The sequence below is a fragment of the Actinoplanes sp. NPDC051861 genome (assembly GCF_040681145.1).
Taxonomy (GTDB): Bacteria; Actinomycetota; Actinomycetes; order Mycobacteriales; family Micromonosporaceae; genus Actinoplanes.
On record NZ_JBFAYE010000014.1, the window covers coordinates 89,643 to 105,385 of the forward strand.

At 70.2% G+C, this 15,743-nt stretch carries 15 protein-coding genes; 3 read left to right on the forward strand and 12 right to left on the reverse strand.

Features of this window, described 5'->3' with window-relative positions; genetic code table 11:
• Positions 1 to 47: 47 nt before the first annotated feature.
• Positions 48 to 1,010, reverse strand: coding sequence for a D-alanine--D-alanine ligase (locus AB0M02_RS30405; RefSeq protein ID WP_364232939.1), 963 nt, complete (start codon positions 1,008 to 1,010; stop codon positions 48 to 50).
• An 8-nt stretch (positions 1,011 to 1,018) separates the two neighbouring features.
• On the reverse strand, positions 1,019 to 2,326 hold the full coding sequence (locus AB0M02_RS30410; protein ID WP_364232942.1) for a PLP-dependent aminotransferase family protein: 1,308 nt from the start codon (positions 2,324 to 2,326) through the stop codon (positions 1,019 to 1,021).
• A gap of 221 nt (positions 2,327 to 2,547) precedes the next feature.
• Here AB0M02_RS30410 and AB0M02_RS30415 point away from each other — a divergent pair, with 221 nt between their 5' ends.
• Positions 2,548 to 3,222, forward strand: coding sequence for a GNAT family N-acetyltransferase (locus AB0M02_RS30415; RefSeq protein WP_364232943.1), 675 nt, complete (start codon positions 2,548 to 2,550; stop codon positions 3,220 to 3,222).
• Position 3,223: 1 nt separating this feature from the next.
• Here the strand turns inward: AB0M02_RS30415 and AB0M02_RS30420 are convergent, their stop codons facing one another.
• The 8 genes from AB0M02_RS30420 to AB0M02_RS30455 form a co-directional block, all read right to left on the reverse strand.
• Positions 3,224 to 4,375 (reverse strand): N-acetylmuramoyl-L-alanine amidase, encoded by a 1,152-nt coding sequence (locus tag AB0M02_RS30420; protein WP_364232945.1) that lies wholly within the window; start codon positions 4,373 to 4,375, stop codon positions 3,224 to 3,226.
• A gap of 86 nt (positions 4,376 to 4,461) precedes the next feature.
• The gene (gene trxA / locus AB0M02_RS30425; protein ID WP_364232947.1) at positions 4,462 to 4,785 is read right to left on the reverse strand and encodes a thioredoxin; all 324 of its coding nucleotides are present in this window, start codon (positions 4,783 to 4,785) and stop codon (positions 4,462 to 4,464) included.
• A 16-nt stretch (positions 4,786 to 4,801) separates the two neighbouring features.
• Positions 4,802 to 5,761: a thioredoxin-disulfide reductase gene (gene trxB / locus AB0M02_RS30430; protein ID WP_364232949.1), complete on the reverse strand. Its 960-nt coding sequence runs from the start codon at positions 5,759 to 5,761 to the stop codon at positions 4,802 to 4,804.
• A gap of 122 nt (positions 5,762 to 5,883) precedes the next feature.
• Positions 5,884 to 6,783 (reverse strand): hypothetical protein, encoded by a 900-nt coding sequence (locus AB0M02_RS30435; RefSeq protein WP_364232952.1) that lies wholly within the window; start codon positions 6,781 to 6,783, stop codon positions 5,884 to 5,886.
• A complete protein-coding gene (gene sigM, locus AB0M02_RS30440) occupies positions 6,780 to 7,511 on the reverse strand; it encodes an RNA polymerase sigma factor SigM (protein WP_364232954.1) in 732 nt (243 codons plus the stop codon). The genes AB0M02_RS30435 and sigM overlap by 4 nt, the downstream gene beginning before the upstream one ends.
• A gap of 45 nt (positions 7,512 to 7,556) precedes the next feature.
• The gene (locus tag AB0M02_RS30445) at positions 7,557 to 9,113 is read right to left on the reverse strand and encodes a protein kinase family protein (protein ID WP_364232957.1); all 1,557 of its coding nucleotides are present in this window, start codon (positions 9,111 to 9,113) and stop codon (positions 7,557 to 7,559) included.
• A gap of 214 nt (positions 9,114 to 9,327) precedes the next feature.
• Positions 9,328 to 11,082 carry a murein biosynthesis integral membrane protein MurJ gene (gene murJ, locus AB0M02_RS30450; RefSeq protein ID WP_364232960.1) on the reverse strand — a complete coding sequence of 585 codons (1,755 nt, stop codon included), beginning with the start codon at positions 11,080 to 11,082 and terminating at the stop codon, positions 9,328 to 9,330.
• Between the two features lie 49 nt (positions 11,083 to 11,131).
• On the reverse strand, positions 11,132 to 12,010 hold the full coding sequence (locus AB0M02_RS30455; protein ID WP_364232963.1) for a hypothetical protein: 879 nt from the start codon (positions 12,008 to 12,010) through the stop codon (positions 11,132 to 11,134).
• A 57-nt stretch (positions 12,011 to 12,067) separates the two neighbouring features.
• On the opposite strand from AB0M02_RS30455, the gene AB0M02_RS30460 reads away from it, so the two are divergent.
• Entirely contained in the window at positions 12,068 to 13,501 is a 1,434-nt protein-coding gene (locus AB0M02_RS30460) for a CCA tRNA nucleotidyltransferase (protein ID WP_364232964.1), read from the forward strand.
• A gap of 4 nt (positions 13,502 to 13,505) precedes the next feature.
• On the opposite strand, the gene AB0M02_RS30465 is transcribed toward AB0M02_RS30460, so the two are convergent.
• A complete protein-coding gene (locus AB0M02_RS30465) occupies positions 13,506 to 14,660 on the reverse strand; it encodes a WD40 repeat domain-containing protein (protein ID WP_364232966.1) in 1,155 nt (384 codons plus the stop codon).
• The gene (locus tag AB0M02_RS30470) at positions 14,657 to 15,178 is read right to left on the reverse strand and encodes a SigE family RNA polymerase sigma factor (RefSeq protein WP_364232969.1); all 522 of its coding nucleotides are present in this window, start codon (positions 15,176 to 15,178) and stop codon (positions 14,657 to 14,659) included. The genes AB0M02_RS30465 and AB0M02_RS30470 overlap by 4 nt, the downstream gene beginning before the upstream one ends.
• Positions 15,179 to 15,261: 83 nt before the next feature.
• On the opposite strand from AB0M02_RS30470, the gene AB0M02_RS30475 reads away from it, so the two are divergent.
• The gene (locus AB0M02_RS30475) at positions 15,262 to 15,717 is read left to right on the forward strand and encodes a methylated-DNA--[protein]-cysteine S-methyltransferase (protein WP_364232972.1); all 456 of its coding nucleotides are present in this window, start codon (positions 15,262 to 15,264) and stop codon (positions 15,715 to 15,717) included.
• The last annotated feature ends 26 nt before the right edge of the window (positions 15,718 to 15,743 follow it).

The following is a 15,743-nucleotide window of genomic DNA, read 5'->3' on the forward strand; positions in this document are numbered from 1 at the left end:
CACCGGGCCTTCACTGCGCTTCGTGTAGCCAGCACCCCAAGACCTTCTCAGGCGTCCTTACGAGCCACCGCCCGCTCCACCAGCGCACTGAGCACAGCACCCAGATCAACCCCGGCAGCCTGCACCGCGAGCGGCAACAACGACGTCTCCGTCAGCCCCGGCGACACGTTGCACCCGAGGACTTGGGGCTCGCCGTCCGGGGACACGATCACGTCGATTCGGGACAGGTCGCGTAGGCCCAGCGCCTTGTAGGCCGCCAGCGCCGTCTCCGAGACCCGCGACGCCACCTCGGGCGCCAGCCGGGCCGGCACGTGCCACGTCGTCAGGCCGGCCGTGTAGCGGGCCGCATAGTCGTACACCCCGTCGCGCGGGACGATCTCCACGATCGGGAGTGACTGGGGGCCCGTCCCCAGATCAATGATCGAGACCGCGACGTTCGTGCCGGTGACGTACTGCTCGACGAGCGCCGTCGAGTCGTACGCGAAACAGCCCACCATCGCCGCCGGCAGGTCCGCCGCGTCCCGGACCACCGCCGCGCCGAGGCCGGAGCCGCCCTGGGCCGGCTTCACCATCAGTGGCAGCCCGAGCCGTTCGACGATCCGGTCCAGAACCGCGACAGCGCCGAGCTCCGAGAACCGGTCGTGGGGGAGCGCCACCCAGTCCGGCGTCGGGATCCCCGCCTCGCGCAGCATCGCCTTCGCCGACGGCTTGTCCCACGCCAGGCGAGCCGTTCGGGCGTCGGCACCCACGTACGGAATCCCGCACAGGTCCAGGACCCCGCGCAGCGACCCGTCCTCACCGGTGGCCCCGTGCAGCGCGATCACCACCGCGTCCGGCGGATCCGCCTGCAGTGCCGGCAGGAGTGAGACGTCCGCGTCGTGCAGTTCCGCCGTCAGGCCGGCTGCCCGCAGCGCGTCGAGCACACGGCGGCCGGACCGCAGGGACACGTCCCGTTCGTAGGACAGCCCACCGGCCAGCACCAGGATTCGTACATCGTCACGCGTACCCATGGCTTTGATCATGCCAAGTCGGGGCCGGGAGCGTCGGCAGCGGCCGGACCACGACGGCGCTGGTGGCCCAGGGCCCCGCCGCCGAAGACCGCGCGCATCGCCAACTCCTGCTCCATCACCCCGGACAGGCGCCGCACGCCCTCACGAAGGCGCTCCGGGGCCGAGAACGAGAAATTGAGCCGCATGTTCCCCCGCCCGGTCCCATCACCGTAGAAGCCCGTTCCCGGCACGTAGGCGACCCGCGCGGCGATGGCCCGCGGCATCATCGCCTTGGAGTCCAGGCCCTCGGGGAGGGTGGCCCAGACGAACAGGCCGCCGGCCGGGCGGGTCCACGTCGTGCCGGCCGGCATCAGGTCGTGGAGTGCCGACAGGAGAGCGTCCCGGCGCTCACGGTAGATCTCCCGATAGACCTTGATCTGCTCGCGCCAGGGCATCGTCGACAGGTACTGCGTGACGGCGCCCTGTGCGAAGGCGGACGGGCACAACACGTTCGCCTCGCTCATCATGACCAGCTTCTCGCGGACCGCGTGCGGCGCGAGGATCCAGCCGACCCGGAGCCCGGGTGCGAAGGTCTTGGAGAACGTGCTGACGTAGAACACGCCGTCGCGCCTGCGGGCCCGCAGCGGCAGCGGCGCGTCGCCCTCGAAGGACAACATCCCGTACGGATCGTCCTCGATCACCAGTAGTCCGGCGCGCTCGCAGATGTCGAGAATCTGCTCGCGGCGTTCCTCCGACAGGGTGACACCGGCCGGGTTCTGGAAGGTCGGGATCGTGTAGAGGAACTTGGCACGGCGCCCGGCTCGGGCGTTCTCCGCGATGGCCTCCTCCAGTGCTGCCGGGATCAGGCCCTCGTCGTCCATTGCCACGTGCCGGACCTGTGCCTGGGCGGCCTGGAAGACCCCGAGTGCGCCGACGTAGGTCGGTCCCTCGGCGAGTACCACGTCGCCCGGATCCAGGAAGAGCCGTGCCAGGAGGTCGAGGGCCTGCTGTCCGCCCACGGTGACCACCACGTCGTCCGGCGAGGCGTTGGTGATCCCGGACAGGGTCATCACGTCACAGATGCGCTCGCGCAGGTCGATGGTGCCCTGGCCGATCCCGTACTGCAGGCTGGTGGCGCCCTGCTCCGACGCCAGCCGGCCGAGCATCTCGCCGACCGCGTCCAGGGGAAGGGCCGCGATGTAGGGCGAACCACCGGCCAGCGAGACCACCTCGGGGCGGCTCGCCACGGCGAACAGCGCGCGGATCTCGGACGTGGTCATCCCTCGAACCCGGCGCGCATAGCGATCGGTGTAGTCGTCCTGGGTGGTACCGGTCATGTCGCTCTCACCTCGCAGAAAACGGAGCAGAAAAAATACGGAGACACCCGATCGTAGACGGGAAAAGCACCATCGAGCCGGTCGTCCCATCCTGGCTGTTGCCCGACCTGCTCCCGTTCATGGCGGTTCCGACGTAAGATTCGGCGGGGGCGCGGCGGAGCACGTTGACGGCGACCGTGCTTCAACACGGTCCCGTCCGCGTCAGGAGCAAGGGGTCCCGCATGTCGCGACGCCTGGTCAATCTCACCCTCGACACGCTCGAGGACCTGCCCCGGCCCTGCCGCCAGTGTGTGTACTGGGAGCTGGACCCGGTCTCCGCCGAACGGGCGTGCGCCACCGGCGACCCGGGGCTGGAGAAAGAGGCCTGGGTCTCACAGACACTGCTGGAGTGGGGCTCCTGCGGCAAGTTGGCGTACGTGGACGGCATGCCCGCCGGTTTCGTGATGTACGCACCACCCGCCTACGTCCCGCGCTCGATGGCCTTCCCCACCTCGCCGGTGAGCGCCGACGCCGCGCTGCTCACCACGGCCAAGGTCGTGCCCGCGTTCGCCGGCGGCGGCCTGGGCCGGATGCTCGTGCAGGGTGTGGCCCGTGACCTCACCAAGCGCGGGGTCAAGGCGATCGAGGCGTTCGGCGACGCCAAGGCCGGTGAGGTCGACGAGAACGAGGAGCACGCCGGCACGTGTGTCGCGCCGGTCGACTACTTCCTGTCGGTGGGCTTCAAGACGGTCCGCCCGCACCCCCGGTATCCGCGGTTGCGGCTGGAGTTGCGGACGGCGCTGTCCTGGAAGTCCGACGTCGAGTACGCCCTGGAGAAACTCCTCGGCTCGATGAGCCCGGAGACACTGCTGCGCCCGGTCCGCCCGGTGACCGCCACGCGGTCGGCGGACAACTGATTCAGGCTCGGTCGGCCAGCGCCATCCGCAGCTGCCGGACGTCGATCGAGCCGGTCGGTACGTCCCGCTCGACCGGGAAGTACATCCTCTGGACCGCGGCCAGCAGTGCCTCCACGATCTGCTCGCGGAACATCGGGTCGATCAGCCGCCCCCGGTCCACCGGCGAGGTGAGGTAACCCAGGTCGACGCGTACGGTCGGCATCCGGGTGAGGCGCAGCAGGTCCCAGGTCTTGGCGTGGGTGCGGCAGTCGTGCATACCCGTACGCACGACGATCTCCCGCTGGACCAGGTTGGCCAGCCGCTCGCCGACCGTGGAGCTCAACCCGTTGCCCGTGCCGTAGTGATAGGTCGCCACACCCTCGGCGGACGGCGTCGAGTGCCCGTCCAGGTGCAGCGAGATGAGCAGGTCGGCACCGAGGCTGTTGGCCAGGGCGGCCCGCTCGGCGCCGCTCAGCGGTGCGGCCGGCGACGGTCCACGGGTCAGGTGCACCCGCATCCCGGCCGCGGCGAGCCGGCCCTCCATCCGGGCGGCGAGGTCGAACACCAGGTCCGCCTCGTTCCACCGCAGCGGGCCGTCGGGCACCACCACGCCGGTGTCGTCACCGCCGCCGTGTCCCGGGTCGATCACGATGGTCTTGCCGACCAGGTTGGGGCCGGACTGCCGGAACGCCTCGGCCTCGCGCAGCCACTGCGGTCGCCCGCCGACCACCTTGCGGCCGAGCCGGCGCAGCGCCTTCATGGTCTGCGGCCCGCAGGAGCCGTCCGGGACCAGGCCCACCTCACGCTGGAACTGCGCGACCGCCCGAGCTGTCCGCGAGCCGTAGATCGCGTCGGCGCGGCCGGTGTCGTAACCCATCTCGAGCAGGCGCTCCTGCAGCGTGCGCACGTCCTCGCCGCGCAGCGCGTCGGGCACCGAGTGGAACAGGGTGCGTGAACCGAGGCGCCAGCGGGCGGCGTCCAGCGCGCCCCACGTCTCGTCACCGACCATGCCGTCGACGCCGAGGCCACGATCCTGCTGGAAAGCACGGACCGCGGTTTCCAGTGCCTCGTCGAAGACGTCCGGTTCGGCCTCGCCGAGAAACTCCAGGCCGACCAGGATCGACCGGATCTCGGAAACGGCGGGGCCGGTGTCTCCGCGTCGGATGGACCGCACTCAGGACTCCCTAGGGGCGAGGAAAACGAACCTTCCGAAGAGTACGCCCCGCACCCGAATCGGGCGCGGGGCGCGGAACGTCGGTGTCAGAGCGCTGATTCGATGAAGTTCACCAGGAAGCTCTTCGGTTTCGCACCGTGGATGGAGTTGACCCGCTCGCCGTCCTTGAACAGGGTCAGCGTCGGCACGGTCATCACCTGGTAGGCGAGGGCGGTCTGCGGGTTCTCGTCGATGTTCACCTTGACGATCTCCACCTTGTCACCCAGCTCGTTGGCGATCTCGGCCAGCAGCGGGTCGACCTTCTTGCAGGGGACGCACCATTCCGCCCAGAAGTCCACCAGAACGAGTTTGTCGGACTTCAGCACGTCAGTGTCGAAGGTGGCGTCGGTGACCACCTTGTTTGCTCCCACCAGGACCTCCCGGGTCTTACAGCTCTACGAATGAAGCGATGAAGCGCTCGGCGTCCAGCGCCGCGGCACAGCCGGTGCCGGAAGCGGTGATGGCCTGCCGATAGGTGTGGTCGACCAGGTCGCCGGCGGCGAACACGCCGGAGATGTTGGTCCGGGTGCTGGGGTGCTGCACCTTCACATAGCCCTCGTCGTCCAGCTCGATCTGGCCCTTGAAGAGCTCGCTGCGGGGGTCGTGGCCGATCGCCACGAAGACGCCGGTGACGTCGAGGACCTTGGTCTCGTCCGTCTTCACGTCGCGCAGCCGGACACCGGAGACCTTGCCGTCGGCGCCGAGGATCTCCTCGACCACCGTGTTCCACTCGACCTTGATCTTCGGGTTGTCGAAGGCGCGCTTCTGCATGACCTTGCTGGCCCGGAAGCTGTCCCGGCGGTGGATGATCGTGACGGTCTCGGCGAAGCGGGTGAGGAACGTGGCCTCTTCCATCGCCGAGTCGCCGCCGCCGACCACCACGATGTGCTGGTTGCGGAAGAAGAAGCCGTCACAGGTGGCACACGACGAGACGCCGTGGCCGAGCAGCTCCTGCTCGCCGGGTACGCCGATCGGGCGCCACGCGGAGCCGGTCGCCAGGATCACGGCGCGGGCGAAGAACTGCTGGTCGCCGACCCAGACCGTCTTGAGGCCCTCGGTGCCGGCCTCGGTCGGCTTGTCGGTCAGCTCGACGCGGGTGACGTCGTCGGTCAGGAACTCGGCACCGAACTTCTCCGCCTGGGCACGCATGTTGTCCATCAGCTCGGGACCCATGATGCCGTCCCGGTGACCGGGGAAGTTCTCCACCTCGGTGGTGGTCATCAGGGCGCCGCCGGACTGCACGCCCTCGATCACCAGAGGCTTCAGGTTGGCACGGGCCGCATACAGCGCCGCCGTGTACCCGGACGGTCCGGAACCGATGATGATCAGATTGCGGACCTCGTCCACTGCCGACTCCTCAGTCTGTTTCGCCGCACGAAAGGTAGGCGACACTGCACGCTAGAACGTCATGCTAGGTGTCCACCATTCCCCGGCGGCGGCTGGTGTCCGACCTCACGCCGGGGGTCCGGTCAGCGTACCGGGACTTGACCCAGGCCGGCCGCGCCCGCACCGGGTGTGCCGCAGTCCGGGCCGACCGCCCAGGCCCAGATGCCGTTGGCCGCGCTAAAACGGACAATCAGGGCGGGCTGTCCCTCGAACGACGCATAGTCCACCAATTGCGCCTCGATCGGGCCGCCGGCGTTCTCCCGCGCGATCGCCTCCAGGCAGGAGGCCAGCAGGTCCGGCGCGAGCAGCCGGCTCAGTCCCTCTTTCGCCGCGGTGATCTCGTCGGGCGCGTCGGAGCTGCCGGCGGTCTGCGCCTGGGCGGCTCGCTGCGCGGAGATCGAATCCAGGGTGCCGGCCGAGTAGTCGGTCCCGCTGTGCAGGACCTGGCCGACCGTGGGCGCGTCCTCGGCCAGCATCGGTGCGGGGGCGGCATTGTCGGCTGCCCCCTCCGCGGCCTGCGAGCTGCCGCCACCGCTGTCCTCGGCGCCGCCGGAGATCTGGCTGAGTCCGAATCCGGCGAAGGCGAGCACACCGGCGGCCACCGAGACGGGTCCGGCCCACCGCATGCGCCGTCGGGCACCGGCACGTGCGGCGCGATCACGCCGGCGTTCATCAAGATCCAAAACCTGCACGGGTACGGAGGAAGCCGACTCGCCGGGAGCCGGTGTCTCCTCGGCGGGCACCGTGAACAGCGAGTCCAGCCGAGCGGCCAGGTCGCCGGGCATCGGCTCGGGCGGCAGGTCCAGCAGCATCGCGCCGACCGAGGACATCGCCGGAACCAACTGCTCGTAGGCCGCCTGCCAGGCCGGATCCTCGGCGATCAGCGAGGTGACCCGATCCTCGTCCGGAGTGCCGTCGAGGGCGCCACCGACATAGTCGGCGAGCAGGTCGAGGTCGACCCCCTCGAACTCGGCGCCGGTCACCGCTGGTCCCTCCGATCGTGTCCGTTCGGCAGCGGATTGCCCGACGCCGACCCGGATGGGACGCTGCCGCCGCCCTCCCGGTTCCCGGCCCGGTGTGCCGAACCGGAGCCCTCCCCGGCCTCGCCGGAGGTCTTGCCCCGCAGATATCCCAGCGTGAGGGCCATCCGCGCTCTTCCCCGCGCGCACCGGCTCTTGACCGTGCCTTCCGCCACACCGAGCATTTCGGCAGCCTCGGACACCGGATAACCCTGGACGTCGACGAGCACGATCGCGGCCCGCTGATCGGCCGGCAGGGCGGCCAGCGCGTCCCGGACGACCAGGACCGTGTCCTGATCCGGCATCGGTGCGGCCGGCTCCGGCCCGCCCGGCCGGTCGTCGTCGCGGTTGCCGTCCGGCAGCGGCACCGTGGGGTGCGCCTGGCGCCGCCGGATCCGGTCCAGGCACGCGTTCACCACGATCCGGTGCAGCCAGGTGGTCACCGCCGAGTCGCCGCGGAAGCGGGCGGCGTTGCGATGCGCGTTCAGCAGGGCGTCCTGGACCGCGTCGGCGGCCTCCTCACGGTCGCCGGTGGTCCGCAGCGCGACCGCCCACAGCCGATCCCGGTGCCGGCGGACCAGCACGGCGAACGCCTGTGGGTCGCCGTCGGCATGGGCACGGATCAGATCGGCGTCGCTCGGCGCGGTCTCCCCCGCGCCGGGCACACCGGCTGAAACGTCCCGGAAAGTCACGCGAGCAATCTAATCCACAGCGGTGCCGAGATGCTTGCCCGCACCTCAGTAGCCGTAGAGTTCGATCTCGCTGACGCTGAGCTTGAAGCCACCGCGGCCGTCCTCGGCCTCCGGCAGGTCGGAGATGAAGACCAGCACGTACTGATACTTCTGGTCCGGCTCGAAGCCGAAGAAGTTCCAGTTGGTGCCGGTGCTCGGCTCCGGCGCCTCGTCTCCGAGACGCTTGAAGTCCTTCATGATCTTCTCGTCGCCGTCCGAGCTGTCGCCCGGGTCGTTGGCGCCGTAGCGGACGTCGAAGGTGGCGCCGGGAGTCGACGCGGCCACACGGACCTCGGCGAGCGAGCGCGGAGAGCCCAGGTTGATCAGGACACCCATGCCGGGCTTCAGGTTGCCGAAATTCGACCGGTTTTCGTAACGCGAGGTCTCCCAGACCGTCTCCGGGTCGCCGTCGACAGTGAATTTCGCCTGGTCGCCGTCATCGCGGTCACCCTTGGGCGGGTCGACCATGCGGACCATGTCGGCGGTCAGCGCGATCTTCTCCGGCGTGGGCGCGGGGGTCTGCGCGTTGCCGTCCGGCTGACCCTGGACCCCGGCGTCGACCGGCGCGGTGGCCTGGGTGTTCGGCTTCGTGGAGTTGCTGATCGCGCGGATGCCGAACACCAGGCCGATGATCGCGATGACGACCAGCGCGCCGACGCCGATCAGGATTTTCGGCGCGCTGCGGATCTGGTCGGTCGCCGAGGCGCCGCCGCCACCACCCTGCACGAACCGCAGGGGGCCGACGTCGTCGAACTCCTCGTCCTCGGCCGCGGCGTCCAGCCGGCCCAGCTCGGCGGTGAGCGCGTCGGCGGCCGGCGCGGCGACGCGCCGGTCGAGCAGGTCCATCGTGAGGTCGTCGAGGTAGGCCGGGACACCGGCGCGGATCTGGCGCGGTGCGGCCGGGTTGCCGGCACTGTCCCGGTTCGCATCCGGCAGGGCGGAGTTTCCCACCTCGTTGTGCGGCCAGTGCCCGGTGAGCGCGAAGTAGAGGACCCCGCCGACGGCGCGGACGTCCAGCTCCACCGAGTCGGACGCGTCGGCGCGGGCGTCGGCGAGCACGACCCGGCCGTCGTCGGCGATCAGCGTGCTGCCCGGGTGCACGTTGCCGTGCACCATCCCGGTGGCGTGCACGGAGGTCAGCGCGTCGGCGACGGCGTGCGCGATGGCGATCGCCCGGGACGGGTCCAGCGGGCCCTCGGCGGCGAGCATGTCGCGCAGCGACTCACCCTCCACCCACTCGCGAACCACGTAGGCCCGGGACTCCTCGTCGATCGCGTCGTAGACGCCGACCAGGTTGGGGTGGATGACCCGGCTCGCGGCGACCGCGGCCTGGAGCATCTCGGTCGCCGAGTCGCCGCCGGGGTGCCGCAGGACCACGGCGACAGGGCGGCGCAGGATCACGTCGATGCCGCGCCAGACCTGCCGTCCGGCGCTGTCGTTGTTGACGTGCTCTTCCAGCTGGTAACGCTCGGCCAGGATCTCACCGACGGTGGGCGCACCGAAGGTCATGACCGGTCCGGCCTCGTCGGCCGCGGTCTCGTGGCCTTCGCCGACCTGGGTCACCAGTCCTCCCTCGGGTGGTGCGCTGTGTGGGGTGCGCTGTCTGGGTGCTCAGGACGGGGTGCTCCCGCGCACATGCCGACACCGACCATACCCGCACAACGCCATGGTCCGGCAGGTCGTCCCCCGGCGCGGCATCGGCGTGGAGCCACACGAATCGGGTCAATCACCCACGAGGTGGTTCAGTGATACCTGTTCAGGGCATGATCCGGTCGAATCAGCGCCCGAGTCTGCGCCGGACCATCCCGACCACCTGGCTGATCTCCTGGACCCGCAGAGCCAGCGCGGCGCCCAGGTAGGCGATCAGGATCACCGCGCCGACCACCACCAGGTGAACCATGGCCTCGATCTTGCCGTCCGGAACGCCGGTGCCGGGCAGCAGCCGCAGCACCAGCAGGCCCAGTCCGGCGGCGATCGCGGCGGCGACCGCCACCTTGATCAGCGACATCGCGACCGTGCCGAGGTTGAGTCGGCCGATCTTGCGGCGCAGCACGGCGAGGGAGATCAGTGCGGAGACCACGTACGAGACGGCGTTGGCGGCGGTCATGCCGGCGGCGGAGAGCGACTCGCTGAGGACCGCGGCGAGCACGAAGTAGGCGCCGATGCGAACCGCCACGACCGGCAGGTTGATCAGTGCGACGGTCTTGTTCGCCTGAAGGGAATAGAAGGCATAGGTACAGAGGTAGCTGATCGACAGCGGCAGGACGGCGAACGCCGACACGGTCAGCACGACGCCGGTGTCCAGCGCCGCGTCCTTGCTGTAGTTGCCGCCCTGGAACAGCACGACCGAGATCGCGGTGCCGAGGACGCCGTAGACGACCGCGATCGGGGCCAGCGCGGCGGAGACCAGCTTGATGCCGCGGCTCAGGTCGGCGCTGACCTCCGCGTACCGGCCGTCGGCGGCGGCCGCGCTCATCTTCGGCAGCAGCGCGGTCATCACCGACACGCCGATGATGCCGTGGGCCATCATCGTCAGCAGGAAGACGTTGTTGAAGGCCAGGACGCTGGCGCTGCCCTTGCCGGCCACCTCGTTGAGGATGCGGACCACGACGAAGACGGCGACCTGGTTCGCTCCGACGTAGAGCAGCATCCAGCCGCCCAGGCCGCCGATCTCGCGCAGGCCCAGCGAGCGCGGGTCCCAGCGCCACTTCCAGCGGAAGCCGACCTTGCGCAGTGCGGGCAGCAGGCCGACCGCCTGCACGATGATGCCGAGCAGGGTGCCGAGGCCGATCAGCAGGATCTGCGCGGTGGTGATCGTCTCGGGGCTCAGCTTGTCGTCGGTGCCGAAGACACCCAGGAACACGCCGCAGGTGGCGATGATGACCAGGTTGTTGAGGATCGGCGCCCACATCGGCGCGGCGAAGTGCCCGCGGACGTTGAGCACCGCGCCGATCAGCGCGGAGAGCCCGGTGAAGAAGATGATCGGCAGGATCAGGTACGCGAAGTTCGTGACCAGATCCCGGTACGCGTCGTTGTTCTTGTCGCTCGCCTGGATCGCCGTGATCACCGGAGCGGCCGCGACCACCAGCAGGGTCGCGATCCCGAGCGACGTGACCGCGAAGGTCAGCAGTTTCTGGGTGAACTCCTGGCCGCCGTCGTGGTCGTCCTTGCGGCGGCGCACCAGCAGCGGGATCAGGACGCTGGAGAGGATGCCGCCGAGCAGCAGTTCGTAGATCTGGCCGGGGAGGAACTGCGCACTGGTGTACGCGTCACCGACACCCGCGCCGAGGGTCATGCCGATCAGCGCGTTGCGTACGAAGCCGATCACCCGGCTGACCAGGCTGCCGATCGCCATGATCGCGCTCTGGCCGGTGGTGCCGCGGTTCTCCCCGCCGGCCGGGACCTCCTCGGCGGGCAGCGCCTGATCGCCGCCGGGAACCTCGGCGTCCACCGAGACGACGGTGACACCCTCCTCGGCCGGCGGCTGCCCGTCCGGCGTCGCGTGGGTGCTGCGGTACAGACCGCCGTTCAACCGGGCCTCCCGAACCAGAGCGATATTGGAGCCACGATAAAGGCAAACGTCACACGTGGTGACGCAGGAGGGTGCCGGGTTCGGCCCCGGCCAGGGTCTCCACCATCCAGCAGGCCTCCAGTGGTACGAGAGGTTCACTCAGCGCATCCAGAACCGTCGGATGATCACAACCGGCCTCGGTGAGCGCGCCGAGCAGGGCGGGCAGCGGCGCCAGGTCACCCGAGTCGGCGATCCGGCGGGCCAGGGGGCGGGTCTCGGCGTACCAGTCCTGGTGGGGCATATCGGTGAGGGTCGCGCTCGCGCGGCGTACCAAATCTGCTAGATCCTCATGCGGGAAGCGCTCGCCCACCCGGACCTGGAGGCCCACCTGGGCCGGGGCACTCATGGCCGCGACAGCGGCCTCGTCGAGCACCCGGGGTGAGAGAACCGGAGGGGCCGGCCACCATCGGTCGTCGCTGAACAGCGGAAGCGGCGCCTGTTCCGGACCGGACGCCTCGGCTGGCGGCACCTCGCGGCGCAGCGACCGGTACGCCGCCTCCCGCACCGCCGCGATCGCCGTCGTGTCGTCCTCGGGCGTCGCCGGCGCGAACGGGGAGAGCAGTGCGACCACGATCCCGGGATGCGGCAGCGTCGGGTCGCCGAGGGCGATCACCCGGGCGAAGGCCTCCAGCTCCCACCACCGCAGGGCCGCCGGGTAGGGACCGTCGGCCGGCGCCCAGCCGAGCTGGACCGGCTCGCTGGAGGCGGGGCGGCGCAGGCCCAGCGCACGCTCGCCGGAGGGCAGGTCGATGTCGAGGACCAGGGCGTAACCGTCCACCACGGGGAACGACACGCGCACGTGCGGGGGAAGTTCGTCCGCCTCGGTGAGGTCACCGGACCAGAAACGGGGGTCCAGGACCAGGCGTTGCAGCGCTTCCGAAACGGGCATATAGCCATCCTGCCCGGCGGAAAACTCAATAGCCATTCCAGATACCCTGGTCATCCCATGTCTTCTCTTCTTAACTCCGCCCAGCAGAAAGCGGTAGCCGAGCTGCTCCGCGTGTCCCCCGTCGCCGACGAGCTCGGGGGCCGGTTCTCCGCCGCGGGTCACGAGCTGCACCTCGTCGGCGGCTCCGTCCGCGACGCGCTGCTCGGCACCCTCGGCGACGATCTCGACTTCTGCACCGACGCCCGGCCCGAGCAGACGCTCGCCGCGGTGAGCGGGTGGGCGGACGCGATCTGGGAGACCGGCCGCGACTTCGGCACGATCGGCATCCAGAAGGACGGGCTGCGGATCGAGATCACCACCTATCGGGCCGAGGCCTACGACGGGGTGACGCGGAATCCGGTCGTGTCCTACGGCACGTCGCTGCACGAGGACCTGTCGCGGCGTGACTTCACGATCAACGCGATGGCCGTGTCGGTGCCGGGGCACGCGTTCGTCGACCCGTTCGGCGGGCTGGCCGACCTGGCGTCCCGGACGATCCGGACGCCGTCGACGCCGGAGATCTCGTTCGGCGATGATCCACTTCGGATGCTGCGCGCGGCGCGGTTCGCGGCGAAGCTCCAGTTCAATGTGGAGGAATCGGTCATTTCGGCCATGCGGGACATGGCCGCTGATCTGGACCGGATCACCGCGGAACGGATCCGGGACGAGTTCACCAAGCTGATGTCCGGCGCCGACCCGATCGCCGGGCTGCGCCTGCTGGTCGACACCGGGCTCGCCGACCGCTTCCTGCCCGAGATCTCCGGTCTCAAGCTGGAGATCGACGAGCACGCGCAGCACAAGGACGTCTACGAGCACACGCTGATCGTGGTGCAGAACGCGATCCGCCTGGAGTCCGGTGAGGGCCCGGACTTCGTGCTGCGGATGGCCGCGCTCATGCACGACATCGGCAAGCCGGCCACCAAGGCGGTCGGCCGCGACGGCCGGGTCAGCTTCCACCATCACGAGGTGGTCGGCGCCCGGCTCACCAAGCAGCGGATGCGCGCACTCAAGTACCCCAAGGACGTGATCTCCGAGGTGGTCGGGCTGGTCGCCCTCCACCTGCGGTTCTACGGGTACGGGCGCGGCGAGTGGACCGATTCGGCGGTGCGCCGCTACGTCGCCGACGCCGGTCCGCTGCTCTCCCGGCTGCACAAGCTCACCCGCTCCGACGTGACCACGCGGAACCGGCGCAAGGCCGCTCAGCTGGCCGCCGACTACGACGCCCTCGAGGAGCGGATCGCCCGGATCGCGGCCGAGGAGGACCTGGCCAAGGTCCGGCCCGACCTGGACGGCAACGCGATCATGGAGCTGCTCGGGGTGCCGCCGGGCCCGATCGTCGGGCAGGCATGGCGCTATCTGAAGGAGCTCCGCCTCGACCGGGGCCCGCTGGACCGGGACGAGGCGGAGGCGGAGCTCTTCAAGTGGGCCCGCGATCAGGGCCACATCTCCTAGCCGGTCAGCCTCTGCCCAGGCTGATGTCGCGGCCGATGAAGTCCGCCGGCAGGTTCAGCTTGGCCTTCAGCACACCGTTGAGGTCGTGCAGATAGAGGTCGCGGCCGCCGACGGCCAGGACCGTGCTGTTCTCCACGAACCGGACCGGCATGCGCTGCTGGGAGCCGATCGTGCCGAGCACGCGGCCGGTCGCCACCTCGGTGATCCGGACGCCGCCCGGTTCGGTGGCGTCGGGCATCAGTAGGACGTGCTTGCCGTCCGGTGACCAGGCGCCGGTCCCGGCGGGCACGCCGGGCAGCGGGAGCTCACGCAACCGCGCGCCGGTCGCCGCGTCGTAGACCACCACCTTCTGGACCGTGTCCTCCCGGTCCTCGGACTGCTTCACCGCAGGATCCCGCTCGGCTATCGCGACCTGCTTGCCGCCCGGCAGCCAGGTGAAGAAGCAGTTGTCCGGGCAGAGAGCCGTGCTCTCCGGAATCGTGTGGTCCTCGGCCGAGCCGGTCGCCGCGTCGATGATCCGGAAACCGCCGGCGTTCAGCGTGAGCAGCAGTTTCTTGCCGTCGGACGACCACTCCACACCGCTGCCGGAGCCGTGGTCCAGCATGCGGACCTGCCCGGTGGCCGCGTTCGCGATGCCGATACGGGCCGAGCTGTCGTCCTGCACGAGCACGTAGCGCCCAGCCGGTGCGGCGTCGAACATGGTGTAGCCGCCCGGGAAGACCTGGTAGCGGCCGGTCGCCCGGTTCAGGACGACGCTGCCCTGCGCCAGTGTGTCGGCGGGCCGCTGCTCACTGGTCCACTTGCCGGAGACCGCGGTGACGACCAGTCCGCCGGGCAGCGCGATCGGCTCGGTCCACCACTTCTTGCCGGCGGCCGCGACGTAGGGGACCTTGGCCGCCGGCTGCGGCGAGGTCACGGAGGGCGAGGGCGTCGGTGCCACCGGGACCGGGCGCGGTGCGCTGCGGCGATCTTCCATGATTGCGTACGGGGTGAGCACACTTCCGACCAGCGCCACCGCGGCGAGTCCGGCCACCGCACGGCGGCGACGGCGGATCCTCCTGCCCCGGTTCCGCGCGACGCTCGCCAGGTCACCGGGCGGCGGAGCGGTCGCGGCCAGCTCCTCGACGGCGGCTCGCACCGAGTCCTCGAAGTGCTTCATCGCCGGCCTCCCGTCGAGTGCGTCCATTCGTCCACGTCGCCGACCAGTTCGCGAAGTTTCGCCAGGGCCCTCGAGGCCTGGCTGGCAACCGTTCCGGGCCGGCAGCCCAGCACCGCGGCGGTCTCCTCGACCGTGCGGTCCTCGAGGTAGCGCAGGACCAGCACGGCGCGCTGGCGCGCGGGCAGGGTGAGCAGCGCCTCGCGGACCGCCAGGCGATCGGTGACGTCGTGTTCCGGCCGGCTGCTGTGCGCGACGTCCGGCGGTTCGGCGACGAACACCTCGCGGTGCCGGCCCGGCCGGCGCCAGCTCGACGCCCGGTCGTTGTAAATGATCTTCCGGACGTATGCCTCGGCATCACCGGAGATGCGTGGCCAGCGGGCGTACGCCTTGGCCAGCGCCCCCTGCACCAGATCCTCGGCGGCGCCCCGGTCCCCCGTCAGAGCGTGCGCGATCCGGAGCAGCACCTGCCCCCGTTCCGCGACGAAGGCGGTGAACTCCGCCTCGAGTGACTCCTTCACCCCTCACCTCCGACGGTCAGACGCGCGAGCGATCGGAAAGTTTGCATGCGTTTGTTGTCGTACCCGTGGCGCAGAATGGTGGGGTGTTCGTCGTCGAGTCACCGATCGGGCCGCTGGGCGTTGTCGCCGAGGGCGATGTCGTGGTCAACGTGCGGTTCGGGGCACGTCCCGCTCCGGTCACCGAGCACCCCGCGACCGAGCAGCTGAGCGCCTACTTCGCCGGGGAGCTGACCGACTTCACGGTGCCGTTCGAGCTGCGCGGCGGCTCCGAGTTCGAGCGTGCCGTGTGGGAGCAGATCGCCCGGATTCCCTATGGCGAGATGATCACCTACGGGGCGATCGCGACAGCCCTGGGCGATCCGGGTGCGGCGCGGGCGGTCGGCACGGCCTGCAATCGCAATCCGATCCCGGTGATCGTTCCGTGCCATCGCGTGGTGGGCGCCGGAGGAAAGATGGTCGGCTTCGGCGGCGGCCTCGACCGCAAGCGGAAGCTGCTGGAGCTGGAGGCGCGGGTCGCGCTGACGAAAGCGTGGGGCTGAACTCAGCGGGGCGCTTTGTCCGTACC